The sequence below is a fragment of the Plantactinospora sp. BB1 genome (assembly GCF_003030385.1).
In the GTDB taxonomy this organism is placed as follows: domain Bacteria; phylum Actinomycetota; class Actinomycetes; order Mycobacteriales; family Micromonosporaceae; genus Plantactinospora.
Map to the genome: position 1 here is coordinate 6,039,378 of NZ_CP028159.1, position 26,152 is coordinate 6,065,529.

The window sequence follows — 26,152 nt, forward strand, 5'->3', positions numbered from 1 at the left end:
CCCGGCGTCAGCCCGAGCACCCGGTCGGCGGGCCGACTCGCATCGAACCCTGCCCAATCGAACACTCGTTCTAACTACTGGAGAGAGTACACCCCGGCACCGACAAAAACGCAAGCTGCCGGGGTACGGGTCAGCACCAGGTCAGTGTGGAGTTGTTCCGGGTGACGTTCCGGATCACGTTGTTGGCGCCGCCGCAGGGGCTCTGCCTGATGTTGGTGTTGGTCACCGTCAGGTTCTGGAAGGTGATGCCCGAGGAGATCGGGAACTCGCTGCGCGCCGCGATCCGGACCTCGCCGCCACCGGTCACCGTCCCGGACTGCCCGGCGATGGTGACGTTGTAGCAGTTCTCGATCAGGATCGAGTTGTTGCCGGTGTTCGAGATGGTCACCCGGTCGATCACCGCGCCGCCGCTCTCCGAGACGCAGAAGATGCCGCGCCCGCCACCCCGGGCGATCACGTTGCCGACCCGGATGTTCGTCGGGTAGCTGCTGCCCACCCGGCCGTTGCGGTTGGCCATCCGGAACGCCGCGTACCCGGTGCCGGCACCGGCGTTGTCCGCGTCGACCGTACCGATGTTGGCGTTGATGGTGTCGTTGAGCAGCAGCCCGGACTCGCCGACGTTGCGGGCGGTGACGGTGCCGACGGTCAGCCCGTCCACCCCGTACGTCTCCACGCCCTGGCTGCGGGTGCCCTGCACGTACACGTTGTCGATCCGGATGTTGCGGACCTTCACCGCCCGGTCGCCGCCGTGGTTGTCGATCCGCACCCCGAGACCGCTGGAGAGCCGCATGTCGATCTGGCCCAGCGTCAGGTTGTTCACGTTGCGCATGAAGATGCCGTAGAGCGGCGACCCGGTCAGGTTGAGGTGCTGCACCTCGACGTCGGTGGCGCCCCGGGCGTAGACCGGGGCCTGGTCTCCGGAGCCGGAGCCGGTCACGTTGATCGTGCCGCAGACGTCCAGGACCGTGTAGCTCGGCAGCGAGATCCGGGAGTTGGCGCTCACCGAGCCCGAGCCCCGGACGACCACCCGCTGCTTCGAGGTACGCCCCGACGAGAGGCTGTTCACCGCGGCCTGCACCGCGGAGCGCATGTCGCTGCCGGTGTAGACCGTGCTGCCGCCGTTGCGGGCGGTCCAGGTGCTGCCGCTGAGCACCGCCTCGGCGTTGTACGAACCGCTGCCGCACTCGGCGGCGTAGAGGCCGGGCGCCTCGCCGGAGATGCGCTGGTCGCCGGTGGCCGCCATGGACGGGAGTCCGACCGCGGTGCCGGCGCCGACCAGCGTGGTGGTGAGCGCCAGCACCAGGCCGGCTCGCCGGCCGCGTCGTCGCGACCGGTGGTCGGGTGGTCTCCGGTTGGTGGTGGTGGTGAGCGTCATTGGTCCTCCTGAGCTGGGGGAACGGTGGTCGGGAAAGCCGGTGCCGCACCGGCGGGACGGGCCGGATCGGAAAGCCCTTTCCCAACGTCGGCAACGTATCGAATCGTTTCAATCAAGTCAACGTCATCGATGAATTCGCCCTCGAACCGGCCACCGACCAGCCACCGACCGACCACCGACCGCCCAGCAACCGGCGATCACCCGGGTGGTAATGACCAAAAGCTATTCGGCTCCTGACCAATCCCCGGCTACCCTCTCCCGGTGACGACTCGCAGACCCGCCCTCGGCGTAGTGATGGTGCTCTCGTCGGGCGTACTGTTCGCCGTCAACGGCACCGTCTCCAAGCTCGTACTCCGGGCCGGCGTCGACGCCGCGCAGCTGACCCTGATCCGGGCCGCCGGAGCGTTCGCCGGGCTGCTCGCGCTGAGCCTGCTGCTCCGGCCCGGCGCCCGCCGACTCCGGATCACCCCGGGCCAACTGCCGCTGCTGCTCCTCTACGGCCTCGCCGGGTTCTTCCTGACCCCGATGCTCTACTTCGTCGCCATCTCCCGGATGCCGGTCGGCATCGCGCTGCTGTTCGAGTACACCGCGCCGCTGCTGGTCGCGCTCTGGGCCCGGTTCGGGCAGCACCAGCGGGTACGTCCCCGGCTCTGGGTCGGGCTCACCCTCAGCCTGGCCGGCCTGGCCTGCGTGGCCGAGGTCTGGGGAGAACTCAAACTGGACGGGCTCGGCGTACTCGCCGGCCTCGGTGCCGCCGTACTGCTGGCCGGTTACTACCTGCTCGGTGCCCGGGGCGTGGAGCGGCACGACACGCTCGCCCTGACCACCTGGGCGTTCGGCGCCGCGGCCGTGGCCGGGCTGCTCACCCGGGCGGTCACCGACGGCACCGGCGGTTGGGCGCCGCTGGGCGAGACCAGCGGCGGGGTGCCGGTCGCGCTGCTCTGCGGGTACGTCGTCCTGCTCGGCTCGATCCTGCCCTTCCTGCTGGTCGCCGGCGCACTGCGGCACCTGCCGGCGACCAGCGTCGGCATCCTCGGCATGATCGAGCCGGTGATCGCCGCGACGGTCGCCTGGATCGCGCTCGGTGCCGGCGAGGCGCTCAACGCCGCCCAGCTCGGCGGCGGGCTGCTGGTGCTGGCCGGGGTCGCCCTCGCCGAGACGGCCCGGATCGCCGCCTCACCGGTCGACGTCCCGCCCGTTCCCGCGCCCGACGTGGTCGCCGTACCCCGCTGACCGGCCCGCCGGACCGGGTGACCGGTCACGCTCAGCGGCGCGGACCGGGCCGCAGCGCGATCAGCAGGGCGACGCTGGCCGCCGCGCCGAGCAGCAGCCCGGCGAGCACGTCGTGCGGATAGTGCACACCGGCCGCCACCCGCAGCGCCGCCACCGCACCGGCCACCGGCACCGCCACGTACCCGAGCCGGGGCGCCAGCAGCACCAGCCCGGCCGCCAGCCCACCGGCCAGCGTGGAGTGGTTGCTCGGAAACGACCAGTCCCCGGTCGGCGGGCAGGACACCCAGGTCACCACGTCGGCGAACGCCCGGCACGGCCGCTCCTGGTCCACGACCAGCTTCACCGCCTCGCTGACCAGGTACGCCAGGAACGTGCCGAGGCCGACCAGGAGCGCGCCGAGCGCGTCCGGGGTACGCCTGCGCCGCCAGCCGAGCCAGCCGACCCGGGCCAGCAGGGCGGCGAGGACGAGCAGGCCACCGGCGGCGCCGTACTCCCCCAGGCCGTGCAGCCAGCCGGGCAGCTCACCGGCGCCTCCGACCATCCCCCGGTACGCCTGCGCGGACGGTCCCTCGGTCACCACCTGCGGCTGCGGGTCGCCGAGCCCGCCCGGGGCGAGCAGGGCCACCGCCGCCCCGGCGAGCAGGAGCATCGGCACGACCAGCAGAATCCGCCGCAACACCGTCATAGTGGATCAAGGTAGTCGTTCGCCCGGCCCGCCGCCCCGGTCGAAGGTCATCCGGTCCGTACGACCTTGGTCAGGTCCACCGAACGGGGAGGCAAGATGGAGCCCATGCAGCCGGTACCGCTGGTCACCCTGCACGTCTGGCGGGTGCCGCCGCGCGCCCTGCCCCGGGCGCTGACCCGGATGGCCGTCGACCCGCGCCGGCTGCGGGCGGTTCCCGGCGTACGGTTCGGCAAGCTGCTCGGCACCGGCACGGGTACCGGATTCGGGCCCACCGACGCCGACCTGACCCGCTGGGCCGCGCTGGCCGTCTGGGCCGACCCGGAGCGGGCCGCCGCCTTCGACGAGTCACCGGTCGGCCGGGCCTGGCGGCGGATCGCCCTGGCCGGCGCCCGGCTCGACCTGGCCCCGCTGGCCAGCCGGGGCCGGTGGTCCGGGGTCGAGCCGTTCGGGGTACCCCCGTCCGGGCCGGACGGCGCCTCGGCGCGCACCGCGCCGGACCGGCCGGTGCTGGCGCTCACCCGGGCCCGGCTCCGACCGCTGCGCGCGGGTACCTTCTGGCGGGCCGTCCCGCCCGTCGCCGCCGCGCTGCGGGACGCGTCCGGCCTGCTGGCCCGGTTCGGCATCGGCGAGGCGCCGCTCGGCTGGCAGGGCACGGTCAGCGTGTGGCGGAACGCGACGTACCTGCGTCAGTTCGCGTACCGTTCCCCCGAGCACCGCGCGGCGATCACTCGTACGCCCCGGCAACGCTGGTACGCCGAGGAACTGTTCGCGCGGTTCGAGGTATGCAATCTCGCCGGTGACCCGGCGGTGCTCGGCTGGGTCGGATCCGGCGGTGCCCCGGAGCCCGGCAGCGGTCAGGTAGTGAGGAGCGGACGACCATGAGGCTGGTGCCGTGGAAACCGGACGATCTCGCCCGGCGGCTCGACGAGGTGGTGTCGGTCTACGGCGAGGCGATGGGATATCGGGCCGAGTTGCTGGAGGCCCGCCGCGGCTACATCGCGACCCACGTACGCCGGCCCGGGTTCCGTGCGGTGGCGACGTTGAGCAGCAACGGTCACCTGGTCGGCTTCGGCTACGGGTACCTCTCCGCCCCCGGGCAGTGGTGGCACGACCAGGTGTACAACGCGCTGCCCGGCGACGCCCGCAAGAGCTGGTTCGCCGACTGCTTCGAGGTGGTCGAGCTGCACGTCCGTCCGGCCGCCCAGGGGCACCAGCTCGGCGCCCGCCAGCTCCGCGCCCTGCTCGGGATGGCCGAGGGCAGCACCACGCTGCTCTCCACCCCGGAGGCGGACGAGCGGACCTCCCGGGCCTGGCGGCTCTACCGCCGGTTCGGCTTCGTCGACGTGTTGCGGGACTTCCGCTTCCCCGGTGACGAGCGGGCCTTCGCGGTGCTCGGCCGGGAGCTGCCGCTCCCCGCGCCGGAGCGATGACCACCGGCGGCACCCCCACCGCAGGTACGGCCGCCGGAGGTACCGCCGCCGGGCGGCTGAGCTGGCTGCTGCTCGGCGTACTGGTGCTGGCGCAGATCGGCTATCCGCTGACCGGGGGCGCCGATCGGGCCCGGTTGACCGTCGCCACCGTCTGCCTCGGCTGGCTGCTGTCGGTGAGCCACGCCCTGCTCACCCGGGGATCGCGGGTGGCCGCCGGGCTGGTACTGGTCACCACCGGCGGCGGGCTCGCGGTCGAGGCGCTCGGCGTGGCCACCGGCGTACCGTTCGGCGGGTACGCCTACTCCGGCGAGCTGGGCCCGAAGCTGGCCGGGGTACCACTGATCATCCCGCTCGCCTGGACCTGGATGGCCTGGCCGGCCTGGCTCGCCGCGGTCCGGCTCACCCGGCCCGGGGCGGGTCGGGTCGCCCTGGCCGCCGTGGGGCTGGCCGGCTGGGACCTCTTCCTCGACCCGCAGATGGTCGCCGAGGGCTACTGGAGCTGGCGGGACCCGGACCCGGCCCTGCCGGGGGTGCCGGACGTGCCGATCAGCAACTACCTCGGCTGGCTGGTCTTCGCCGTACTCCTGATGGCGCTGCTCGGGCCGGTCGCCGGCCGGGCCGCCGGGCTCGCCGCCGACCGGGACGCCCCGATGCACGCCCTCTACCTCTGGACCTACGCCGGCAGCCTCCTCGCGCACGCGGTCTTCCTCGACCTGCCCGCGTCGGCCGGCTGGGGCGGGCTGGCCATGGCGGTCGTCGCGGTACCGCTCGCGGTGCGGCTGGCCCGACAGCGGCGACGGTCCCGCACCGGTGCCGCCGCACCCGCGTGACCGGGACCCTGCCCGCCTGGGCGCTGACCGCCGTCCTCGGGCTGCTGGCCGGGCACGCCTGGCTGAACGCCAACCGCTGGCTGCGCCGTCCCCCGCCCGGCACCGCCGGCACCGACGAGCCGGTCGCGGTGCTGCTGCCGGTACGCGACGAGGCGACCCGGGTCGGGCCCTGCCTGCGGGCGCTGCTCGCCCAGCGGGGCGTACCCGAGCTGGAGATCGTGGTGCTCGACGACGGTTCGACCGACGGTACCGCCGAGGTGGTCCGGGCGGTCGCGGCCGGTGACCGACGGGTACGCCTGCTCGACGGTGCACCGCTGCCGCCGGGCTGGCTCGGCAAGCCGTACGCCTGCCAGCAGCTCGCCGACCGGGCCGGCCCGAAGGCGCGGGTGCTGGTCTTCGTGGACGCCGACGTGACGCTTCGCCCGTACGCGGTCGCCGCCGCCGTGCACACGCTCCGGTCGGCGGAGGCGGTGCTGCTCTCCGCGTACCCCCGGATCGTCGCCGGCTCGGCGGCCGAGCGGCTGGTCCAGCCGCTGTTGCAGTGGCTCTGGCTGACCTTCCTGCCGCTGGCGGCGATGGAGCGTTCGCCCCGGCCGAGCCTGGCCGCCGCCGGTGGCCAGTTCCTGGTGCTGGACCGGGCCGGCTACCGGCGGGCCGGCGGGCACGCGGCGGTCCGGGACCGGGTGTTGGAGGACATCGAGCTGGCCCGGGCGGTGAAGCGGTCCGGCGGCCGGATCGCGCTCGCCGACGGCTCCCGGCTGGCGCAGTGCCGGATGTACGGTTCCTGGCCGGAGCTGCGGGACGGCTACACCAAGTCGCTCTGGGCCGCGTTCGGGTCGCCGGCCGGCGCCACCGCCGTCGTGCTGCTGCTGCTCCTGCTGTACGCCCTGCCGCCGCTGCTCGCCGTCGGCGCCGCACTGGGCGGCGCGCCGACGGTCGCCCTGGCGGCACTGCTCGGCTATCTGTTCGGGGTGCTCGGACGCCTGGTCAGCGCCCGGGCGACCGGTGGCCGGGGCTGGCCGGACGCGTTGGCACATCCGTTGTCGGTCGCGCTCCTCGGTTGGCTCACCATCCGGTCGTACCATCTGCGAAGGCGGGGACGGCTCAGCTGGCGGGGCCGACCGGTGCGCTGACGAGGGGGCGTACGTAGGTGAGTCGGGTGGTCGTCATCGGTGCCGGCGTCGGCGGGCTGGCCGCCGCGGCCCGGGCAGCGGCGCTCGGCCACGAGGTCACCGTCTACGAGCGGTCCGACGTGGTCGGCGGCAAGCTCGGCCGGTACGCCCGGGAGACGCCGTTCGGGACGTTCCGGTTCGACACCGGCCCCAGCCTGCTCACCCTGCCGCAGGTCTTCGCCGACCTGTTCGAGGCGACCGGCGCCAAACTGGACGAGTACCTCGACCTGACCCCGCTGGACCCGATCGTCCGGCACGTCTTCCCGTCGTCGGCCACCTCTGCGGCGACGGTGCTCGACTCGGGCGCCGATCCGGAGGTCTTCGCGGCCCGGATCGCCGAGCGGTTCGGCGGGCCGGCCGCCGACGACTGGCGGCGGCTGTGGCGCCGCGCCGAGCGGATCTGGACGGCCTCCTGGCGGGACGTGCTGCGTCGCCCCGTCGACTCGCCCCGGGACCTGGCGAGGCTCGCCTGGCGGCTCGGCGACCTGGCCGCGATCGCACCCGGCCGGACCCTGCGCGACCTGGGCCGGCGCTACCTGCGCGACCCTCGGCTCCGTATGCTGCTGGACCGGTACGCCACCTACACCGGCGCCGATCCGCGCCGGGCGCCGGCCGTGCTCGCCGCCATCCCGTACGCGGAGCTGACCTTCGGCGGCTGGTATCCGCGCGGCGGGCTCGGCACCATCGCCGACGTGCTGCTCTCCCGCTGTCTCGACCTCGGGGTGGTGGTGGCGACCGGCAGCACCGTCACTGGCATCGAGGCGGCCGGCGGCCGGGTGCACGGGGTACGCCTGGCCGGTGCCGTACGTCCGGTACCGGCGGACGTGGTGGTGGCGAACACCGACGCGCTGACCCTCTATCGGGACCTGCTGCCGACCCCGGAGCGGCTGGCCGGGCTGGCCGACCGCAGCCTGGCCGGCTTCGTACTGCTGCTCGGGGTGCGCGGCGACTCCGGCCTGGCCCACCACAACGTCTTCTTTCCGACCGACTACGACGCCGAGTTCGACGCGGTCTTCGGCGATCCGGGTCGGGGCGTACCGGCCCGCCCGGTGGCCGACCCGACGGTCTTCGTCAGCGTGCCGGACGACCCGCTGGTCCGGCCGGCCGGGCACGAGGCGTGGTTCGTGCTGGTCAACGCGCCCCGGCAGGGGCGGACGCTGGGCGGGGTCGACTGGCGGCGGCCGGGGCTGGCGGACGCCTACGCCGACCGGGTGCTCCAGGTGCTCGCCGACCGGGGTGTGGAGGTGCGGGACCGGCTGCTCTTCCGACAGGTGCGTACCCCGGCCGACCTGGCCGGCGCGGCCGGCGCCCCGGGCGGGGCGATCCACGGCAGCGTCGGCGGGCTGCTGCGGCCGGCGAACCGGGGTCCGGCGCGTGGCCTCTTCCTGGTCGGCGGCTCCACCCACCCGGGCGGCGGCCTGCCGATGGTGGCGCTCTCCGCGCAGATCGTCGCGGCCGAGATCGGCCCGGCCTGACCGGCCCGCGCCGGAGACTCAGCCTGGCGGCTGCCGGTAGGTGACCCGCCGGATCAACACCTCGAACGGTCCGCGCCGTCCGGTCCGGCGCATCCAGTCGGCCAGCAGCACGGTACCCAGCCAGGTCGTGGCGGCCAGTGCCGCCGTGCCGGCGACGGTGAGGGTGCCGGAGAGGTCGAGCAGGAACGGGGTGAAGGTGACGGCCCAGACGATCGACTGGGCCAGGTAGCAGGTCATGGAGCGCTGGCCGGTGGCGGCGATCGCGTCGACCACCGGCCGGGGGTGGCGGGCCTGGAGCCGGGCCGCGACCAGCGACAGCAGCGCGGCGTACCCGAGGCCGCCGAGCAGCCCCGTCGCGTCGTGCAGCGGACCCAGCAGTTCGAGGGTCGCCCGGTCCGGCACCGCCAGCACACCGGCGAGGATCAACGAGATCGGCTGGGCACCGAGCACCGCCGCGCCGATCCCGGCCACCGCCGTGCCGCGCAGCAGCCTCCGGTGTCGCTGCGGCTGCTCCAGCACGCGTCGGCGCCCCGCCCACAGCCCCAGCGCGAACGGGCAGGCGAAGCCGAGCGGCCCGAGCAGGGCGACGTAGAGCGACACCGGAGCACGCTGCACGACCATGGCGAGTGGGTCCGGCGGAAGCATCGAGACGTGCGGCGGGTCGGTGCTGATCGTCAACGAGTCGGCCCCCGGCAGCGCACCGAGCAGGAAGAAGAGGACGGCCGTCGACAGCAGCCAGCGGTCCCGGCGGCGTACCAGCCAGGCGCCCGCGAACAGCAGTACCCCGTACGCGGCCAGGATGTCGCCGACGTAGAGGAGTACCGCGTGCAGGAAACCCACCACCACCAGCACCAGGCTGCGTCGCCACAGCAGCCGGCGTACGGCCCGTGGCCCGAGTGCCTCCTGCCGGTGCGCGATCCGGGCGACCCCGTACCCGAACAGGAGCCCGAACATCGGGAACGCCCGACCGTCGACGAAGGTCGCGAGCAGCCAGGTGACGGCCCGGTCGAGGGCCGAGCCGTCCTGCGGGTAGCCACCCAGCACCGATGCGCCGCGCAGGAAGTAGTGCGAGTTGGCCAGGGCGATGAACAACAGCATGAAGCCGCGGGCCAGGTCGGGCCCGAGAGCGCGGGTCGACAGTGGCGCCGGGCGGGCCGCACTCGACGTCGTCGGCCGGCTCGGGGGCTGGTCCGTCAGGTCCGGGCGACGGTGCGCTGTCATGCCCAGAGCCAACCAGGGTCGGGTACCGGTTCTCGTCGTGCTTCGGTCGGTAACGGATCGACCAAAGTCGGTCGCCGGCATCGACGACCGATCAGCTCACCGGCTCAACGGCTCACCGTGCCGGGCCGTCCGCTCGGAGCCTCGGCGGCAGCGTCGACGTCACTCGGGCGGTTCGCGGCGGCTCAGTTCCATCCCGGTCGGCTCGCGGCGGGCCAGTTCCTTGCCGGGGAGGATCTCGTCGCCGGTCGGCGCCTCCCCGATCGGGTGCCGGCCGGACGACTCCGCACCGACCGGCCGACCGGCGGACGGCTGCCCGGCCGGGTCGCCGCCACCCGCTCCCCTGCCGGTCGACTCCCGGCCGGTATCCAGCGACCGGCGGACCGCCGAGAGCAACTGGACCATGCCGAAGAAGCCGAGCAGCACCCAGACGGCGGTTGCCAGGGTGATCGTGCCGGCCGCCAGCTCCGGCATGACCAGGTGCGCCAGCCCGGCGACCAGTAGTCCCACCACGGCGACGCTGACCCGACTCGGCCGCTCCCCGACGGTGACGGTGCCGATCTCCTTCATCCCCGCCGAGACCGAACGGGCCCGGGTGTACTCGTGCAACCAGGAGAGTCCACCGGCCGCCACCACCAGTACGCCGGGGGCGCCCACCAGCCAGAAGGCGATCAGCCAGCAGACCTCGCCGACCCGGTCGGCGAGCGAGTCGTAGACGTACCCGAGTCGGGTGGTCCGGCCGGTGACCACGGCGACCGCGCCGTCGATGCTGTCCGCCACGGCGGCGAGCAGCACGAACCCCGCCGCCAGGAGCGGCCCGAGCGGCCCCGGCCGGGACTGGGCGACCGCCACGGGTACGGCGACGCAGAGCAGCACCCCGAGCACCGTCACCGCGGTCGGCGACACGTGCAGCCGGGCGAGGAAGCAGCCCAGGACGTACGACATCCGCAGCCAGCGGCGCACCGACGTGGTGGCCATCCGGGGGTCGAAGCCGCCGTGCAGCCGCGCCCACTTGTTGGCGTACTCGTCCCACGTCAACCGGTTGCCCACGTTGGCTCAACCGCCGGACGGCGGCCCAGGTCGCGCCTGCGGCTCCGGCCCGGGCCGCATCCGGTCAGACTCCGACGCCGGCCTGGAGGCTCTGCCAGACCTCCCGGGTCGCGGTCGACCGGTTGAGGGTGATGAAGTGGATCCCCGGCACACCCTCGTCGAGCAGCCGGCGGCACATCTCGCTGGCCTGCTGGATGCCGAGTTGGCGGACCGCCTCCGGATCGTCGGCGATCCGGTCGAACTGCGCGGCCAGCGCGGGCGGGAACGGTGCCCCGGAGAGCTGCTGGGAGCGTTCGATCGTGCTGAGCTGGGTCACCGGCATGACGCCGGGCAGGATCGGGGTGTCGCAGCCGGCCGCCGCGACCCGGTCGCGCAACCGCAGGTAGTCGTCGGCGTCGAAGAACATCTGGGTGATCGCGAAGTCGGCTCCGGCCCGGCACTTCTGGATGAAGTACCGCGTGTCGGTGGCGATGTCCGGCGAGCGGGGGTGCTTGTACGGGAACGCCGCCACCCCGACGCTGAAGTCGCCCGCCTCGCGGACCAGCCGGACCAGTTCCTCGGCGTAGAGCACGCCGGTCGGGTGCTGCACCCACTCGCCCATCGGGTCGCCCGGCGGGTCGCCGCGCACCGCGAGCACGTTGCGCACCCCGGCGCCGGCCAGCCGGCCGATCACGTTGCGCAGCTCGGCGACCGAGTGGTTGACGGCGGTCAGATGCGCCATCGGCAGCAGGGTCGTCTCGGTCGCGACCCGCTCGGTCACCGCGACGGTGGTGTCCCGGCTCGACCCGCCGGCACCGTAGGTGACCGAGACGAACGAGGGACGCAGCGACTCCAGCTCGCGGATCGCCTGCCAGAGCAGCCGCTCGCCCTTCTCCGTCTTGGGCGGGAAGAACTCGAAGGAGAAGGTCGGCGAGGGACCACGGACCAGGTCCCCGATCGCCGGCCGCGAGTCGGGGAGGACGGAGGGAAGACCGAGCGCCACGCCGCGACTCTACCGGTCGGGCCGGCCTGGTCCCGCACCATTGGGCCCTGTTGGGGGCGGGAAGTCCGCTTTTCGGTCCCATCTAGCGGTCACCACGATGTTGCGGGCCGCGGCAGGCCGCGAGCAGTCCGCGTACGGCGATCTGCCGGCCGTGGCAGGGCCAGGGGTCGGCGCAGGCACGGCAGACGTTCGGTCCGGCCGGGCCGGAGAGCCTGTTCCCCGGCTCGGCGGGGAGTGGACTGTGCTCCCGGTGCAGGCGTATGGCGAGCCGCCAGGCCATCGGGTGCACCACCTCGGGCGGTGGCTCGTCGGGTGGGTCCTCCGGGTCGAACGGCAACTCGCTGGGCACGACGGGCACTCCTCGACTCCTCGATCGGACACCGCCGGTCGGTGGTGCCGTCGGGTGCCGATCGAACGGCGGATCGGGCCGCCGTGGAGGAGCCAGCGGGGCGGGGCCAGCCCGCTGGCCCCGGGGCCAGCGTCGGGGCCAGCCGCCGCGCTACGGTGCCGGGATCCTCCGGTACGCCCACGGCCGCCGGTACCGCAGCAGGACCGCCAGCAGTACGACGGCGAGCAGCGCCGCCCCGCCGTCCGTGACGTACGACGGCAGCAGTCCCGGCACGCCGAACCGGTCCCGGGTGGCCTCGAAGACCTCCGGCGGGATCATCACCAGACCGGCCGCCTGGGTCACGTTCACCGCCAGTGCCGTCCAGAAGACCCAGGTCCGGCCGGTCCTGGCGAGCAGGCCGACCGCGTTGCCGACCAGGTAGACGCAGCCGACGATCCGGAACCCGGTCAGGAAGCCGGGCGCGTCGGCCTGCGCCTGTGCCTGCGTGGAGCCGGCCAGCCGCATCATCTCCTCCATCGCCCGGAGGTCGATGACCACGAAGTTCTGTAGCGCCGTGCCGGCCACGAAGAGGAGTGAGCAGACGAGGGTCAGGTTCTGCACCGGTCGGGTCCACCGGGTCGGAACACGGTCGTCCCGCTGGTCAGCGGTCTGCGGTACGAAGCTGGACATGGCCTCCGACGCTAGGCCGGAGGCGGGGCGGCGTGATCGGGGATGATCCCCATCTCTCCCTGGCCCCGACCCCGAGTCGGTTCCCTCTATCCGGCAGCCTGCCGCTTTCTGATCCACTCCTCGACGTCCCGCTTCAACCAGACGTTGCCCATCTTCAGTTTCTGGATCGGCGCCGGGAAGTCTCGGTGGCTGGTGATGACGTGGACTCGCTGTCGGGACAGGTTGCCGCCCAACATGTCGCGGATCTCCGCCACTCCGACCAGTTCCTCCACAGGGCCGACGCTAAGCAACTGCACTTGCCGTTGACGTCGACAACTACGACGTCAACACTAGGGGCTATGACTTCCCCGAACGAGCTACCGATCTCCGAGCGCCCGATGCCGTTCCGACTCCGACCGCACTCGCCCAGGCGCCCGCTGTGGCACTGTTCGGGCTGCCCCGGCCAACCATGGCCGTGCGGGGTGGCACGACTGCTGTTGCGGGCCGAATTCTCCAACGCCCCGGTCGGACTCGCCCTGTACATGTCGGCACAGCTCATGGAGGCGTTGACCGACCTGCACCGGCTCAGCCCCAGCCCGGCACCGGAGCCCAAGATCCTGTTCCAGCGGTTCGTCGCATGGACTGCCCGGGAACCTCTCCACTGAGCCCGATGACACGAGAACGTCGTACCCGGGCGGTAGGAATTGAGCCGCGCAGGGAGGTGGCGTCGCCGCCTCCGGGGTCGTGCGCGGGGGTCAGCAGCAGCTTTCGTCAGATCGTCACGCGCCGAAGGACCGCCGATGCCCCGACCAGAGCACCAGCCGCACGACTCCGCGTCCCGCCACCCGGCCGCACCGGGCTCACTCGGCGCGCTGCTGACCGAGTTGCGCCTCGCCCGGGGCTGGAGTCAGCTCCGGGTGGCCGAGCAGCTCTGCGCCGCGTCCGGCGTACCGACGGTCAGCCGGCACGAGGTGTCGTGACGGTCGGAGTTACAGACACTGTGCGGCTCTGACCTGCGCCTTGTTGGGCGCCCCCGGGCAGTGCTGCGAACACTGGTCCGGGGGCTTGATCAGGATCGGAGTCCTGACCCGTGACCACTGTAGGACCTACGTCCGCCATGGGCGGAGCTGCCGCCGTGAAGGCGGCCCTGCTCGCTTCCAAGGATCTTCGCCCCAATGAACGGCTTGTGCTGGTAGCTATCGCCGCTCACACGAACCGCGACGGGGACGCCTGGCCCTCGGTCGCCACGATTGCCGATTACGCGGGTGTCTCTACCCGGACCGTGCAGCGGTGCCTTGCCAAGCTGGTGCAGCTCGGCCGCCTAGCCGTGCGCCAGGTCGCCAACATCGCCACCCGCGTCTACCGGCTGGTGTCGGGACAGCGAGCCGGGGGTGACGACCAGGGCCAGGGGGTGACGGATGACGGGCCGAGGGGTGACAGCCGTAGCGTGTCACCTGAAGTTGTTGAAGATCAATCGAAGTTGAAGGGCCGCGCTGCCGCGCGGAACTGGCGCCAGTGGATCAAACCCAACACTCCCCCGCAACGGCAGTCGTACGGGTACCCGGAGCGGCGAGGTGCCGCTCTACCGGTAGCGAATAGGGCCGACCAGTGCCCGAAGCACAGGGGCAGCCCTGCCGGGAACTGTGGACCGTGCCGCAGTGAAGGTCTCGGCGGTGCGGCGTGAACGTTCGCCGGGTCGCGTCGATCGCCGGAACCGTTGCCGTCACGGTGATTGCCGCTGTCGCGTCGTACGACCACATGCGTGAGCTTGCGCTACGGGCCGGACAGTCGCCGCTGCTGGCGGCCCTGCTGCCGCTGTCCGTTGACGGGATGATTCTCGTAGCGACGCTGGCACTCGGGGACGGCCGCCGGTCCCGCTGGTCTGCCTGGTTGGCGTTCCTCGTCGGGGTGGCCGCGTCCCTGGCAGCGAACGTCATCGTTGCCGACCCTGACCCGGTGTCCCGCGTCGTGTCGGCGTGGCCGGCGGTTGCTCTGCTGCTCACGGTGGAGGTTCTAGCCCGGTCCGGCAAGCCTTCCCCGGCACTTCCGGCGGAACGACCGGCGGAACAAGCCGCGCCGCAGCCTGAAACAGCCGTACAGCCGCCGGTAGATCCGGGACCGCCGTCCACCCCTCGGGAGGATCACAAGCTGTCTAGGAAGCGGCGACCGGCCACAGAGACCCGGAAGCTTGCCGCCGCGATGCTTGCCGAGCCCGGAACCACCCGGGAGCAAGTGGCAGCATCCCTCGGCATAACCCCCCGCTACCTCCGTACCGTCCTCAACGCTGGTTAGGAGCCACCCTTATGAAGGTCACCGAAGAGAACCCGGGCGAATGGGTCGCCGTTCTAGAGATGCCGCTCGCACCCGAGGAGTTGACGGAGCTTGCCGGCAAGGTTCCGGCGGAAGCTGTCTGCACCGACGTGGAACAGGACGGAGACAGGCTCTACATGAGGTGGGAGGTTCCCCGGGTCGAAGCGATCAACTGAGCCCACCACGGCTGGCACAAGGGCCCCGGGCTTCCGGGGTCCTTGGCACCTACTACGGTCAGCCGTGTTCGCCTTCAAGATCCTTACGGCGCTTCTCGGCCCACGCCCGAACATCCTTCGTAGCCCAGACACGGCCAACCGTCAGGTGTGCGATCGGCGCCGGGAAGTCGTCCCGGTCCGCCAGGGCGTTAGCCCGCTGCCGAGAGATGCCAAGGAAGTCGGCAATCTCAGCCATCGCCATCACTTCCTCGGTCACCGGCAGACCTTCCGACGGGCCACCCTTTACGACACGTCATGTAGCCCCTCTTGACGACTCGTAAAGGCCGGTGGGACGGTTGGGCATGCCCAGTGAGAGCGCCCCAAAACCCAACCGGTCACCTAGCTTCCCCCGCGCCCGACAGCCCGTAACACCAGGTGACACCCTCTACGCACCAGAGGGGCACCACTACCAGCCCTACGACGCGACACCGCGCATCCTCGGGGACCTCCGGCTACGGGTCACAGTCGTACCCCGCGACACCTCGGCACGGGATGGCTTCCTACTACTGCGCGGCTACCTGCTCGACCCCGACGGATGTGAAGCAGTGCGGGAGACGTGGCACTACGTGCGGCTAGCGTGGTGTCGGGTAGCCGTTCCGCCCGGCAGGGAACCGCAGTGAGCGGATCTCGGTCCCACATTCCCAGCCGGCCACTGTGGTACTGCCATAGTTGCCCCGGTGTCCCCTGGCCGTGTCCCCCGGCCCGAGCATCGCTGCTGGCCGAGTACGCCGACGACCGGACAGCGCTAGCCGTCTACCTCGGAAGCAACCTCTACGAGGCTCTAGCCGACCTCCACCGGCTCCGACCAAACCCGGGCCCTGACGCTGCCGCCGTGTTCGCGCGGTTCCTTGCCTGGGCAGTTCCACCCAGGGCGCCGTATTGGCCGGAGGGGGAACCTAGCCGCAATCAACGGCCGTAGCCGGAGAGCCGGGGTGGCTCCGGTGTAGCCGGGCAGGGTTGCGTTGCCTCGCTATGGTCACGATCGTGACGAGGATTCGGCAAGCCGATCGGCGTCTGCCATCCCGCTTCTACCGGCAGCGGCCCCCTTACTCAAGGGAGCCGCTGTCAACGCTTGAGCCGACAGCGTGGGACGTTCGTCTGGCTCAAGTCCGGGACTTGGCTGGCATGCTGGCTCTGCTGGCCGTACCGGCCTTCGCGTTACGGGCTTGGCTGGTCGCGTCCTTCGATCTCGGTGTGGCTTCGGCACTGATGCTGCATACCACACCAGCTCAATTGATATACGCCGCACTCCTGCTGACGCTTCCTATATTCCTGATATTATTCGGCGTACTCCTCGCCCGCTTGGCATGCCGTGCCACAATTCAGCGAGAGCAGCACGCGACTCTAGTGGTCCTTGCGCCGTACGTGGGTCTGCCATTCTTCATGGTGCCGATTGCTATGGGGTTTCCTAGCGGGGATTGGGCAATCGCGGCCATGATGCTAATCGCCTTTCCACACCTCGTCACGACAGACATAACTGCCGAGCGCCTCGCCCCTGACTTTCCGAAGCCCGTAGGCAAACGCTTCGTGCAGATCGGGATGTTTTCCATAGCCCTGTTTGCCCTAATGCCGTTCGTGTATCCAGGAATGTGGCTACCACCCGAGCGGGCGACGGTTTCGGGAACGCCGAAAAAAATATACGTACTCGAACGCAAAGACGGCGAATACGTTTTTTTTGACCCAGCAAAGAAATCTGTTATCCGCCTCCCTGAAGCTGAGATCAAGGATCGTCAATACTGCGACGAGTCCGATATGGAGTACTTAGCAGAAGTGGTTATTGCTGGGCCGCAGGGGCGGCCAGCTTGCCCGTGATGGACCCCAACCCGCGTCCGACGATGCATTGACGTCCAACCGGAACCCACCGATGCAGCGATGGGGGCCCTTAGACCGCTCTGGATGGACAGCCGGCCCCGGCTCTACACCAGAGCCGACCGCCCCGCGCCCTCTACCTGATCAGTGCCGCCGCAGCGCTCAGCGCGACTACCAACGCCGCAACAGCCTGAATCAGCGGGGGAAGTTCCCGCAGGTAGTTCGTCCTGCGCCTGCGCGGCTGGGGCTGTCGCCTGTTGACTCGCTTCTTCCTGCCCCCTACTGTCGCCAAGTGCGCTCCAAACTGTAGTTGAGACCCAACTCGTAACGCTGCTAGGACGGAGCCACCCCTACGGCGCCCAGACGGCCATCTGGGCGCCGTAAACACATCCGGCATCAGAGCCCTACGTGGGTGACCCTGCCCTTGTTGGCGGACACTTCAACAGTCATTCGAGATTTCGTCAAGTTGACCGTGTGTGGCTGTCTCCACATCCCCATGTGCACTGGCGACATCTCAGAACAGTTCAGAGCCGCCCAGCACGCCTCAAGGCGCAACGATCCTTGATCACTATCCGCCATGTGCACAAACAGGCGGTCGTGCCCGTCCGTCAGTCACCTCTTAAACCCTTGCAAGTACCGGGACTGACGGTAAGGGCGCTAGCGTATAACCGCAACCACCCCACGGAGCGCTGTGCGTAGGACGACTAGACGACTAAGGGGTGATCCGCCTGGCAAGGAGTGGCAACAAGTGGCAACCACTGGAAACGTATGATCGGCGCCTTGCTACTCGCTGCTACTTGGCCCCGCTAATTGTCAGCCGAACGGATGACCGCCCATCAGCCTCTTGAGATGCGCCATCCGCAAGTTCGGGCTACCTGAGCGGTGTGCGTCTGCGGGGGTAGGTGTTGCTTACGTACGGCACCGTTGAGAACCCAGGGCCCAACGGAAGCGTGGGCCCATCGGGGTTCCTCAACTAGCTAGCCGCAGCTTCGATCCAGATCACCGAGTCCGGCTCAGCCACAATCAGACCGGCAGCACGGTGTACTAGACGGAAACCAACCTCGTCCGTATCGAAGTAGGCGTCGTCGGAGATATCGAGCTTCGTGCTGCGGATACCGAAGAAGACCCGCGACATGTCCGCCACGATCACCGACCGAGCCGGAACATTGTTAGACGCAAAGATCGGCAGCCCCTGGGCGGTCCGGGCCGGATTACCCGTCACAGTCCCCTGAAGGTAGGCGCCAGTGGTGCCGTTCTCACGCTCAAGCCGCAGCGCCTTCGCCATAGCACCGTTAGCGAACACGACGGTAGCGGCACCGCCGTCCGCTTCAATGTCGGCAACCGCACCCACAACATCATCCCAAGCGACCGTAGTGCTACCGGACGCAAGAGCGACCTTGGTGTGATTCCCGGCGGCGGTGAAGCCAGTGATTCGGCCTGTTGCGGCACCGAAGCTGTCGAGATCGATCCGGGTAGCGATATCCCGGGTCATGGTGTCCGCAAGGATCGAGCGCAGCTCAAGAGCCGAATCCATCAAGATCTCATTACTCGCCCGGTGAATCGTCTTGTAGCCGTACGCCCGCAGCTCCGGCCCCTGCCACTCCGTATCCCCCTCAGGGATAGTCGTCGCCTCAGGCGTCGGCCCAGCGACACCAGACGACGCTACGAGCTGAGGAAGCCTCAGCACGTTCGACGTAAGCGGCAGCACGTTGATACCCGGGGCCCGCAGCACCACCGAACGCCGCCGCAGCAGATCGATGTACCGCCCGGACACCCGCGTCGGAACGGTGTACCCGCCATCGGCGTTGTCGGACTCCTTCAGGGCCCGCAGCTCGGTCCGGTTCGGGAGAAGCGCTCGCCACTCCATGCCGCTGTCCGAGTCGCTGTCTCGCGTTCTACGGGCACCAGCGGCAGCCAGCCGGCCAGCGTGAGCGTTCAACGCCCGATGCTCCGCCTCAAGCTCCGCAGCCCGGACGTACCGCTCCGCCTCCTGGCCCAGCTCGTCAATCTCACCGTTGATCCGGGCCGCTCGCTGACCTCGGTCAGCCTCGCTCAGGGACGTGTCAGCCTGCACAGCCTTAAGCTGCTCGAAAGCGCGTGCGCGCATCTCAAGGACACGCTCCGCCTCCGCTACGTAATCAGTCACATGTACTCCAATCCGATGCAAGCCCAAGCGCAGACTGCGCAGGGCTAGAAACAAAAAGCCGCCCCATATGACCGGGACGGCTACCCAGGTGTTGCTAACTAGTTGGTAAAGCTGTGGTGCCTTGACTACTTGGCCTGTAGCGCGTCAACGGCAGCGACCGCAATAGCGGCATAGACCTGCGCCCAAGCATCCTGGCCAACCTCAAGGCATCGCTCAGTCCGGTCATAGAATTCAGCGATGATCGCGTCAAGGTCGTCAGTGTCGAGCCGCGCAAGTGCGGTAACGAGCTGCTCCATGTGTCTTCCTCCTTCTGTATGGGGCACAAAAGAACCCCGGCCGGTGTTGGCCGGGGTTAGGTCCCTCTACCAATAGTGAATTAATCCGTAGACCAGCCGTCAGGGAAGGCGTCTAGGAAGTCCAGCACTGCCGGACTGACCCGGAGAACCCGTCGCGTCCGCAGCCTGTGCTCAGGGCGCCTACGCCGTACAGGGCTACCGGACAACCGAGCGCGCTGGTTCTCCGCCTCCCGGATCTCCTGGCAGGCTGGCGAGCACATTTCCCGGGGTCTACCTCTCCGAGGCGGCCCACCGTCGAACGTTCGGCCGCACACGAGGCACCTACGGCAACGCTGGCCCCGGTTCTGGGCCCGCTTCCACTCCTCGCGCCGCCGCTGGATCACAGCGGCACGCTCAGCCAAAGCAGCAAGCCACTCCGGGCACGGCGACTCGCCTACGGGATGCCCTACTCTGCACCGCGAGCACCACCGATAGTTTTTACAATTATCCAAATACGATTCTCCAATCAATTCTAGATCGAACGAATTCCCACAAAACTAAGAAGATTCGCAGACGCAAAAACGCGCCTAAACCAGTGGGTCGACAGGCGATCCTCAGTAAAGTTTCAGCACCCCCTACCCCCTGATGAATCGAGCTCGCTAGATTGACACAATGAAGGGGCGCGACCTACTCATTCCGGCCAGACAGTAGCAATTCGAGCCGGCCGCCAACGTCTCGCCTCCATTTGTTGCCACTAGCATCAGCAAAGAAGATCTCTATGAGAATGTCGTCCGCCTCCCTGTTGCGAATATCTGATGATATTTCATGTGGCGGAACCAAGGCGAGAGGCTCGGAGTTCGGCGGAATAACGGCGCGGGTTAGGGGCTGTACGGCCTTGTGCGTCCCGTCACCTATTGGTCGGTAGAAGAAGATTGAAGCCCCGTAGACTGGCAGGGCCGAGGCGTTCCTCACCCTCACAACTCGTTCGGTCATAGTGCCTCCGATGGGAGTAGGAGACGTCGGTCCAATAACGATCACGTCCCACCAACACGACACCTGGTTTGCTTGCGTTTGCATAGCGTCCAGGTCGCGCGCTCGTCGGTCGGCCTCAGCCCGTTCATCGCGGGCTGATTCAATCTGGTAGATGCGCCTCGCTATCAATGATGCGATGACAGCAGCAACGAGAGCACCAAGGGAGCCGATCGCGCTTATCCACGCCGGTACGTCGCCCCAGTCGGCTGTTTGCAGAGCAACAGAGTTCACGAGAGCAGAGTAGGCGGCTTACGCAACCTCGCCTGTCGGCCGTGGTTGCGGTTCCCTACGCCGGAGTTGCACGGCCCGGAAGCGGGCCGAAGGCAGAAAGATCGTTAGTGCCGCCCTTTGACGGGCGACCAAAGCAAGATCACCCGTCGTCGGCTGCTCTGGTGCCGTCGCAGGCAGCGTGGTCGCGCTTGGCCTTCCACCTCTTTGGTCGCTGAAGCCGAGCGCCAGGAACGCTCGGCACTGATCAAGTATCACTAACTACTAGCAACTAGGACAGCCCTCCAAAGGGCTGCCCTTTGAACTGGGTACTTCAACCCCTCCCAACTTCTTCCGTGAAGGCAACCCCAAAGTAGATATAGAGTGCGTCCAGGTTCCCGCAGGTCACACACCATCCCTGTCCCCCTGTGAGGGGGACGCTGTCTCCCTGCGAGGGGGACAAGGGGCTACGTGACGCCCTGGGCGATGCTGGCCCGGTGGTGGTTGCAGACCACCGTCCCCTTGCCCTTCTGAAAGAGTGTGTAGGGCAGCACCAGGCAGCGTAGGCCGGACTCCGGGAGGACAAGCCCCATCGTCTTCGCTGCGGTAACGGCCTTGTCAGCGGCCTTGTCTGCCTGCCGGCCGCAGCCGATCCCCAACACCTGCGCCAGCTCCCCCGGGCCGAACTCGGCGTGTCCGATCTGGTTGGCCCAGCCGAGGGCAGCGAAGTGAACCCGGAAGGCACGCGGACTGATCCGCTCATCCTTGGCCATCCGCCGGTACTCCGGCTGATGGATTGCCCCGAAGTCTCCGGCGAATTTGAACCGGCTCACCGGCACCGTTCGCAGTTCTCGCCAAGCTGCGCATCCCGCTCGGCAATGAACGCCTTTACTGCCTCAGTGCCAAGAAGCACCGTGCAGAACAGTCGCAGGCCGAGGGGTGCCGTCTCATCCTCGGCGAAGCTTTCAGCCCATGCGACGACGGCGGCAAAATCCATATACACACTCCTTAGCCTCAACAGGTTGAAGGGCCGCAGTCAGCGGCCCCCTAGTAGTCCCCTGAGGCGCACGCGCGCCTCAACAGACAACGGCGGCGCCTCATCGACAATTCGTTTGACATGCGCTTCCCAAGCGGAACGGCTGGGCGCGCTTCCTATACCGCGACTTACGCGGCTACCAGAAACGGGCAGAGTTGTCCCCCTAACGGTGTGTGGAATGAAGGCAGCGTTTACACGCGGGAACGGTCACCGCGCGCCCGGCTGTCTCCTCCAAGGGGACCGGCAGGGGTTGACTGGACCTGACGGCAGACTACCGCGACTGTGACAGTCGTGAGCCCGACGGCAGAGGCATGACATGAAGGAACCCCGGAGCGAGGAATTTTACCCCGGGGCTCCGTCGAAGCCGTGCGCCCCTTAAAGCGTCCGTTCAAGCGTGCCAGGTAACAGACTCCGCTGCCTCCAGGCAATCCGCTTGCTGGGGCTTCCGGTGGCACGCTCGGCCAGGTCCCGAGGCAAGAACATGGCCGCCTGAACTCCGTCCCGTGCAGCCAGCGTGACAGCAGAAAACTCCGAGTTATCTGATTCCCACACCGGCAACGTCACCGCCCGAAGCCCATCAGAATCGGCTCTACCGGCTCTCACTCTCACCCCTGCCCGGAGGAGCATCCTTCGACGCGCATCCTCCGTATCAGCCTCACGCCAAGCCTCCTGGTACGTCTTCCCAGTAGGCCGGAACTCGGTACGCTCCTCCGTCTCCGGAAGATCTGAGAGTCGCACAATCCGATGCTCTAGGCTCTCAATTTGGGCTCGGTAGATCCTTTGGATTGCCTCGGGCTTACCTGCGGACTTTCGCAACAGATCGGCCAAGCTCTCCTCGGCCTGCCGCAACTCCTCGTGATGGGATTTGGCCGGAATCAAAACCGACTCCATGATCTCAAGATCCCCCACCGCAGCTAACAACATTTCTTCTACCAGGACCATCAACTTGTCTGCCCGGACAGACAATGCGGTGCAATCGTTCAGTCGCTCCGCTTTTCCTCGGCAACGGTAGTACTGGTAACGGTTCTTACGGGCCACAGATCCGACCAGAACCCGGTACATCGGCAACCCGCACAGATGACAAAATACGATACCGAGGAGGGGCGACGTCTGCGCCGTCCGCGTCTTTCTACGCGACTGCGCATCTAACGCTACCTGAACACGATCCCATTCCTTCTGGGTGAGAATCGGCTCAGCCCTCTTAACAGGCATCCCCTCAGCGTCTCGGATCACCTCACCCGCCTGCTCAGCAATCCCCAGCAGCGTCCGTGACCTGAGTATTGGAATTAGGGCAGTCGTCTTCCATCGACGACTCAACAAATCTTTCCCCATCTGCTTCCGGTAATGGTCGCTCGGTGTCGGCACACCACGATCGTTGAAATCGATGCAAATCGAGTTCATAGAATCGCCGCCTAGGATGCGATCAACGATCTCCCGTACCCGAGCCTCCGAGTCAGGGTCGACGACCAACCGCCAACCCTTACCATCGGTAGAGCGTTCAGGCTTGTAGCCGTAGGGCGGTGTGCCTCCTCCCCACCGGCCCGCCTCACGCAACCGAGCCACCCTCCGGCGACTCCGGTCAATCATTCTTTGCCGCTCAGACCGTGCCATCTCAGCCTGCAATACGAACCGGATTCGAAAACTGTCCCCATCATTCGAGTCGAGTCCTCGCGTATCCATCAGCCGGACAGGCTCACGGACTCTCTGGCCGGTTGCAGGATCCTTCCCCTCCTGCACATCCAGGATCAGAGCCGCGACGTTCAGCCCTTCCCTCGTCATCCGATCCACATGCCAGGCCACTAACACATCAGCCCGACCCTCACGCGCATCGTCCAACCAAGCGACGAACCCGGGTCGATCCCGAACCGCTCCCGAAATCCCATCATCGATGTGCAGCGCTATCTCCTCGAACCCCTCCCTTCGGCAGAGGTCGCGTAGGTCCGCGACCATCCCGTCAAGAGACGTGTTCGCGTCATCCGCCGCCTTCGAAAGCCGCACGTTGAGGCTGGCCCTGGGACGCCTGCCAGCGGAAGCCGCCACCATGTCCTGCATGCCCCGAAGCGTACGGCATGCTTGTAAGTCTGACTGGTACGATGTGTCCCGGTGGGAGCGGCAGCAACGGGTACCCGGCGAGTTCTGGCTGAGCTGGCTGGCGGCCGTGTTCGAGGTGTCCGTCGAGGAGCTGGCCGTCGCCGCCGCCGCGAGCCGACCCAGGGCGGCCGACGGCACGGGCGGGGACGGCGCAGATGCCGGCGCGGTGCGGGCCCGGCAGGAGCTGCTGGCCTCGGCACATGCCTGGCTCACCGATCCGGACGGGCCGGTCGGACCGGCGGTCACCATCCCGTTCCAGCCGACCCGAGCGCTCCCGGGCGGGCCGGTGCGGGTGACGCCGGACCGATCCGGAACAGCCGGTGCACCGCCGCCCGAGTTGCCGCTCGACGCGGCCGGGGTCGCCGGGCTGCGGCGGCTCGACGACGTCGTCGGCGGAGCGGACCTGCTGTCGTCCCCGGCCGGTCGGCTCGCCCTGGCGACGGCACGGTGCGCGACCGGCCGCCCCGGACGGCAGGCGCTTGCGCTGGTCGCCGAGGCGGCGCAGCTCACCGGTTGGCTGCACACCGACGCGGGAGAGGTCGACGCCGCGCTGCGGGCGTACCGGCTGGCGCTGACCGCCGCCGCCGGAGCCGGTGACCGGAGCCTCGGCGCCCACGTACTCGGTTCGGCGAGCCACCTGCTCGGCGCCTTCGGCGACGCCCGGGGCAGCCTGCTGCTGGCCCGTACCGGATATCTCGGCGCCCGACGAACCGCCCCGGCCGGGCTGCGGACGCTGCTGCTGCACCGGATCGCGTTCGCGGCGGCGCGGTGCGGGCGCCGACGCCCCGCTCACGCCGCGCTGCGCGCCGCCGACCGGGCGGCCGGACGACGCCAGCCGCCCCGGGAACCGCCCTGGCTCTACTGGCTGGACGAGGGCGAACTTGCCGCGATGACCGGCCGCTGCCTCGCCGCGCTGCGCCGCCCGCTGCGCGCCGAGCCGCTGCTGCGCGCCGCGCTGACCCGGGGCGGGCAGCCGAGGACGGCGGCGGTCTACGGCGCCTGGCTGGCCCGTACCTGCCTGGACCTCGGCGAGTGGGAGCGGGCCGCCGAGGTCGCGGACGCGGCGCTGCTCGACACCGTACGGTCCGGGTCGGCACGGGCGGCGGCGGAGCTGGCCGGCGTCGGCCGGCGACTCGCGGCGTACCGGGCGGAGCCGGCCGGCCGCCGGCACGCGGCGCTGTCGGCGGCGGCCCGTCGCTACCTGCCCACGGCGCCGCCGGCAGCTCTCGCCGGATGACCACGAGCCGACCGGCCGGCGTGGCCGGGACGCGCCCGCCGATCGTCGCCCGGCCTCCGCCACCCGGACTCCATCGACGAATCTCTCTGCTGTCGCAGCGGCCCCGACGGCCGGCCACAGGAGTTGATCACGCGGGTGAGCAGGGCAGACGGTCGGACGAGCGGTCCGACACCGGCCGCCTCCCGAAGCCGGTGGCGCGGCCCGCACCGCGCGCTCGGATGGTCGATCCACTAGCGTCATGGCGTGACCGCATCCGCCCCCGTCCCACCGGTCGAGCGCGCCGGCCTCCGCCAGCGGGTCGACAACTCGTTGGCCCGGTTCCTCGGCAAACAGCGCGCCTGGATGACCAGCATCGACGACGGGCTCAGCACGGTCGCCGACGCGCTGGAGGCGTTCGTGCTCGGCGGCGGCAAGCGGCTGCGGCCGGCGTTCGGCTACTGGGGTTACCGGGGTGCGGGTGGGCGCGACTCCGACGAGATCGTCAGCGGCCTGGCCGCGCTGGAGTTCGTGCAGGCCAGCGCCCTGATCCACGACGACCTGATGGACCGGTCCGACACCCGGCGGGGCGAACCGTCGATCCACCGCCGGTTCGCCGCCCAGCACCGGGCCGCCGGCTGGGGCGGTGGACCGGACGGCTTCGGCGAGTCCAGCGCCATCCTGCTCGGCGACCTCTGCCTGGTCTGGTCCGACGAGCTGCTGCACGGCAGCGGCATCGACCCGATTGTGGTCAGCCGGGCCCGGCCGGTCTTCGACGAGATGCGCGCCGAGGTCACCATCGGGCAGTACCTCGACGTGCTCGCGCAGGCGACCCGGGACGCCTCGGTCGACCGGGCGAGCAAGGTCGCCCGGTACAAGTCCGCCAAATACACGGTCGAGCGACCGCTGCTCTTCGGCGCCGCGCTCGCCGACGCGCCCGCCGAGCTGCGGGCCGCATATTCGGGGTACGGGCTGCCGCTGGGCGAGGCGTTCCAACTCCGGGACGACGTACTCGGTGTCTTCGGCGACCCCGGCCAGACCGGCAAGCCGGCCGGGGACGACCTGCGGGAAGGCAAGCGGACCTACCTGGTGGCGGCGGCGCTGGAGGCGACCACCCCGGCCGGACGGGAACTGCTGGACCGCCGGCTCGGCGACCCCGGACTCGACCAGGCCGGCATCGAGGTGCTGCGCGAGGTCATCACCAGCAGCGGGGCGCTGGACCGCACCGAGCGGCGGATAGCCACCCTCACCGACACCGCGCTGGCCGCGCTGGTCGGCGCCGAACTGGAGCCCGAGGCCCGCGAGGTGCTGGTGGATCTCGCGGTCGTGGCCACCCGCCGCAAGGACTGACCCGGACAGGGGTACGGGAGC

The 26,152-nt window shown here is 69.6% G+C and carries 27 protein-coding genes and 1 pseudogene; 14 read left to right on the plus strand and 14 right to left on the minus strand.

Translation table 11 applies throughout. The features are described 5' to 3' along the window. Positions 1-130: 130 nt before the first annotated feature. Entirely contained in the window at positions 131-1,375 is a 1,245-nt protein-coding gene (locus C6W10_RS26330; RefSeq protein WP_234361435.1) for a hypothetical protein, read from the minus strand. A gap of 261 nt (positions 1,376-1,636) precedes the next feature. On the opposite strand from C6W10_RS26330, the gene C6W10_RS26335 reads away from it, so the two are divergent. Next, the gene (locus tag C6W10_RS26335) at positions 1,637-2,608 is read left to right on the plus strand and encodes a DMT family transporter (protein WP_159104751.1); all 972 of its coding nucleotides are present in this window, start codon (positions 1,637-1,639) and stop codon (positions 2,606-2,608) included. A gap of 31 nt (positions 2,609-2,639) precedes the next feature. On the opposite strand, the gene C6W10_RS26340 is transcribed toward C6W10_RS26335, so the two are convergent. Next, complete coding sequence (locus tag C6W10_RS26340) at positions 2,640-3,293, minus strand: phosphatase PAP2 family protein (protein WP_107261421.1); 654 nt, start codon at positions 3,291-3,293, stop codon at positions 2,640-2,642. Positions 3,294-3,389: 96 nt separating this feature from the next. Between C6W10_RS26340 and C6W10_RS26345 the strand changes: the two genes are divergently transcribed. The 5 genes from C6W10_RS26345 to C6W10_RS26365 are packed head-to-tail and all read left to right on the plus strand — an operon-like array spanning position 3,390 to position 8,200. Further along, on the plus strand, positions 3,390-4,175 hold the full coding sequence (locus tag C6W10_RS26345; RefSeq protein ID WP_107261423.1) for a monooxygenase: 786 nt from the start codon (positions 3,390-3,392) through the stop codon (positions 4,173-4,175). Then, on the plus strand, positions 4,172-4,723 hold the full coding sequence (locus C6W10_RS26350) for a GNAT family N-acetyltransferase (protein ID WP_107261425.1): 552 nt from the start codon (positions 4,172-4,174) through the stop codon (positions 4,721-4,723). Before C6W10_RS26345 ends, C6W10_RS26350 begins: the two co-directional genes overlap by 4 nt. Beyond that, complete coding sequence (locus tag C6W10_RS26355; RefSeq protein ID WP_107261427.1) at positions 4,720-5,553, plus strand: carotenoid biosynthesis protein; 834 nt, start codon at positions 4,720-4,722, stop codon at positions 5,551-5,553. Before C6W10_RS26350 ends, C6W10_RS26355 begins: the two co-directional genes overlap by 4 nt. Before the next feature lie 23 nt (positions 5,554-5,576). Continuing rightward, positions 5,577-6,686 carry a glycosyltransferase family 2 protein gene (locus C6W10_RS26360; RefSeq protein ID WP_369938716.1) on the plus strand — a complete coding sequence of 370 codons (1,110 nt, stop codon included), beginning with the start codon at positions 5,577-5,579 and terminating at the stop codon, positions 6,684-6,686. A 17-nt stretch (positions 6,687-6,703) separates the two neighbouring features. Next, the gene (locus C6W10_RS26365; protein ID WP_107261429.1) at positions 6,704-8,200 is read left to right on the plus strand and encodes an NAD(P)/FAD-dependent oxidoreductase; all 1,497 of its coding nucleotides are present in this window, start codon (positions 6,704-6,706) and stop codon (positions 8,198-8,200) included. Between the two features lie 18 nt (positions 8,201-8,218). Here C6W10_RS26365 and C6W10_RS26370 read toward each other — a convergent pair whose 3' ends face one another. The 6 genes and pseudogenes from C6W10_RS26370 to C6W10_RS26395 form a co-directional block, all read right to left on the minus strand. Continuing rightward, the gene (locus C6W10_RS26370; RefSeq protein WP_107261431.1) at positions 8,219-9,421 is read right to left on the minus strand and encodes a DUF418 domain-containing protein; all 1,203 of its coding nucleotides are present in this window, start codon (positions 9,419-9,421) and stop codon (positions 8,219-8,221) included. 366 nt (positions 9,422-9,787) lie between these two features. Next, a pseudogene (locus tag C6W10_RS26375) lies at positions 9,788-10,468 on the minus strand (CDP-alcohol phosphatidyltransferase family protein); the annotation flags it as partial. A 64-nt stretch (positions 10,469-10,532) separates the two neighbouring features. After that, the gene (gene metF, locus C6W10_RS26380) at positions 10,533-11,450 is read right to left on the minus strand and encodes a methylenetetrahydrofolate reductase [NAD(P)H] (RefSeq protein ID WP_107261433.1); all 918 of its coding nucleotides are present in this window, start codon (positions 11,448-11,450) and stop codon (positions 10,533-10,535) included. 82 nt (positions 11,451-11,532) lie between these two features. Then, positions 11,533-11,799: a hypothetical protein gene (locus tag C6W10_RS26385; protein WP_159104752.1), complete on the minus strand. Its 267-nt coding sequence runs from the start codon at positions 11,797-11,799 to the stop codon at positions 11,533-11,535. Between the two features lie 150 nt (positions 11,800-11,949). After that, a complete protein-coding gene (locus tag C6W10_RS26390) occupies positions 11,950-12,468 on the minus strand; it encodes a hypothetical protein (protein WP_107261437.1) in 519 nt (172 codons plus the stop codon). Positions 12,469-12,554: 86 nt separating this feature from the next. Then, positions 12,555-12,740, minus strand: a complete 186-nt coding sequence (locus C6W10_RS26395; protein WP_159079517.1) for an AlpA family transcriptional regulator — start codon at positions 12,738-12,740, stop codon at positions 12,555-12,557. A 189-nt stretch (positions 12,741-12,929) separates the two neighbouring features. Here C6W10_RS26395 and C6W10_RS38785 point away from each other — a divergent pair, with 189 nt between their 5' ends. The 5 genes from C6W10_RS38785 (at position 12,930) to C6W10_RS26420 (ending at position 14,933) form a co-directional block, all read left to right on the plus strand. After that, the gene (locus C6W10_RS38785) at positions 12,930-13,112 is read left to right on the plus strand and encodes a hypothetical protein (RefSeq protein WP_234361436.1); all 183 of its coding nucleotides are present in this window, start codon (positions 12,930-12,932) and stop codon (positions 13,110-13,112) included. Between the two features lie 135 nt (positions 13,113-13,247). Further along, entirely contained in the window at positions 13,248-13,427 is a 180-nt protein-coding gene (locus C6W10_RS26405) for a hypothetical protein (protein WP_107261443.1), read from the plus strand. Positions 13,428-13,564: 137 nt separating this feature from the next. Further along, positions 13,565-14,131, plus strand: coding sequence for a helix-turn-helix domain-containing protein (locus tag C6W10_RS39780; protein WP_107261445.1), 567 nt, complete (start codon positions 13,565-13,567; stop codon positions 14,129-14,131). Beyond that, positions 14,128-14,739 (plus strand): DUF2637 domain-containing protein, encoded by a 612-nt coding sequence (locus tag C6W10_RS26415; protein ID WP_107261447.1) that lies wholly within the window; start codon positions 14,128-14,130, stop codon positions 14,737-14,739. Before C6W10_RS39780 ends, C6W10_RS26415 begins: the two co-directional genes overlap by 4 nt. 11 nt (positions 14,740-14,750) lie before the next feature. Then, the gene (locus C6W10_RS26420; protein ID WP_107261449.1) at positions 14,751-14,933 is read left to right on the plus strand and encodes a hypothetical protein; all 183 of its coding nucleotides are present in this window, start codon (positions 14,751-14,753) and stop codon (positions 14,931-14,933) included. Positions 14,934-14,991: 58 nt separating this feature from the next. Here C6W10_RS26420 and C6W10_RS26425 read toward each other — a convergent pair whose 3' ends face one another. Further along, positions 14,992-15,189 (minus strand): AlpA family transcriptional regulator, encoded by a 198-nt coding sequence (locus C6W10_RS26425; RefSeq protein ID WP_234361437.1) that lies wholly within the window; start codon positions 15,187-15,189, stop codon positions 14,992-14,994. A gap of 908 nt (positions 15,190-16,097) precedes the next feature. Between C6W10_RS26425 and C6W10_RS37515 the strand changes: the two genes are divergently transcribed. Continuing rightward, the gene (locus tag C6W10_RS37515; protein ID WP_159104754.1) at positions 16,098-16,784 is read left to right on the plus strand and encodes a hypothetical protein; all 687 of its coding nucleotides are present in this window, start codon (positions 16,098-16,100) and stop codon (positions 16,782-16,784) included. Between the two features lie 970 nt (positions 16,785-17,754). Here the strand turns inward: C6W10_RS37515 and C6W10_RS26435 are convergent. The 5 genes from C6W10_RS26435 to C6W10_RS26445 all read right to left on the minus strand — a co-directional run bounded on the left by C6W10_RS26435 (position 17,755) and on the right by C6W10_RS26445 (position 23,529). Then, complete coding sequence (locus tag C6W10_RS26435; protein ID WP_107261452.1) at positions 17,755-18,927, minus strand: phage major capsid protein; 1,173 nt, start codon at positions 18,925-18,927, stop codon at positions 17,755-17,757. 125 nt (positions 18,928-19,052) lie between these two features. After that, on the minus strand, positions 19,053-19,223 hold the full coding sequence (locus C6W10_RS37520) for a hypothetical protein (protein WP_159104755.1): 171 nt from the start codon (positions 19,221-19,223) through the stop codon (positions 19,053-19,055). 1,685 nt (positions 19,224-20,908) lie between these two features. Next, the gene (locus C6W10_RS38090; RefSeq protein ID WP_199853752.1) at positions 20,909-21,274 is read right to left on the minus strand and encodes a hypothetical protein; all 366 of its coding nucleotides are present in this window, start codon (positions 21,272-21,274) and stop codon (positions 20,909-20,911) included. After that, a complete protein-coding gene (locus C6W10_RS37525) occupies positions 21,271-21,438 on the minus strand; it encodes a hypothetical protein (RefSeq protein ID WP_159104756.1) in 168 nt (55 codons plus the stop codon). The genes C6W10_RS38090 and C6W10_RS37525 overlap by 4 nt, the downstream gene beginning before the upstream one ends. 414 nt (positions 21,439-21,852) lie before the next feature. Then, entirely contained in the window at positions 21,853-23,529 is a 1,677-nt protein-coding gene (locus tag C6W10_RS26445; RefSeq protein ID WP_159104757.1) for a recombinase family protein, read from the minus strand. Between C6W10_RS26445 and C6W10_RS26450 the strand changes: the two genes are divergently transcribed. Both C6W10_RS26450 and C6W10_RS26455 read left to right on the plus strand, forming a co-directional pair. Then, the gene (locus C6W10_RS26450) at positions 23,528-24,805 is read left to right on the plus strand and encodes a transcriptional regulator (RefSeq protein WP_159104758.1); all 1,278 of its coding nucleotides are present in this window, start codon (positions 23,528-23,530) and stop codon (positions 24,803-24,805) included. The genes C6W10_RS26445 and C6W10_RS26450 overlap by 2 nt on opposite strands. 243 nt (positions 24,806-25,048) lie before the next feature. Beyond that, positions 25,049-26,131, plus strand: a complete 1,083-nt coding sequence (locus tag C6W10_RS26455; protein WP_107261458.1) for a polyprenyl synthetase family protein — start codon at positions 25,049-25,051, stop codon at positions 26,129-26,131. The last annotated feature ends 21 nt before the right edge of the window (positions 26,132-26,152 follow it).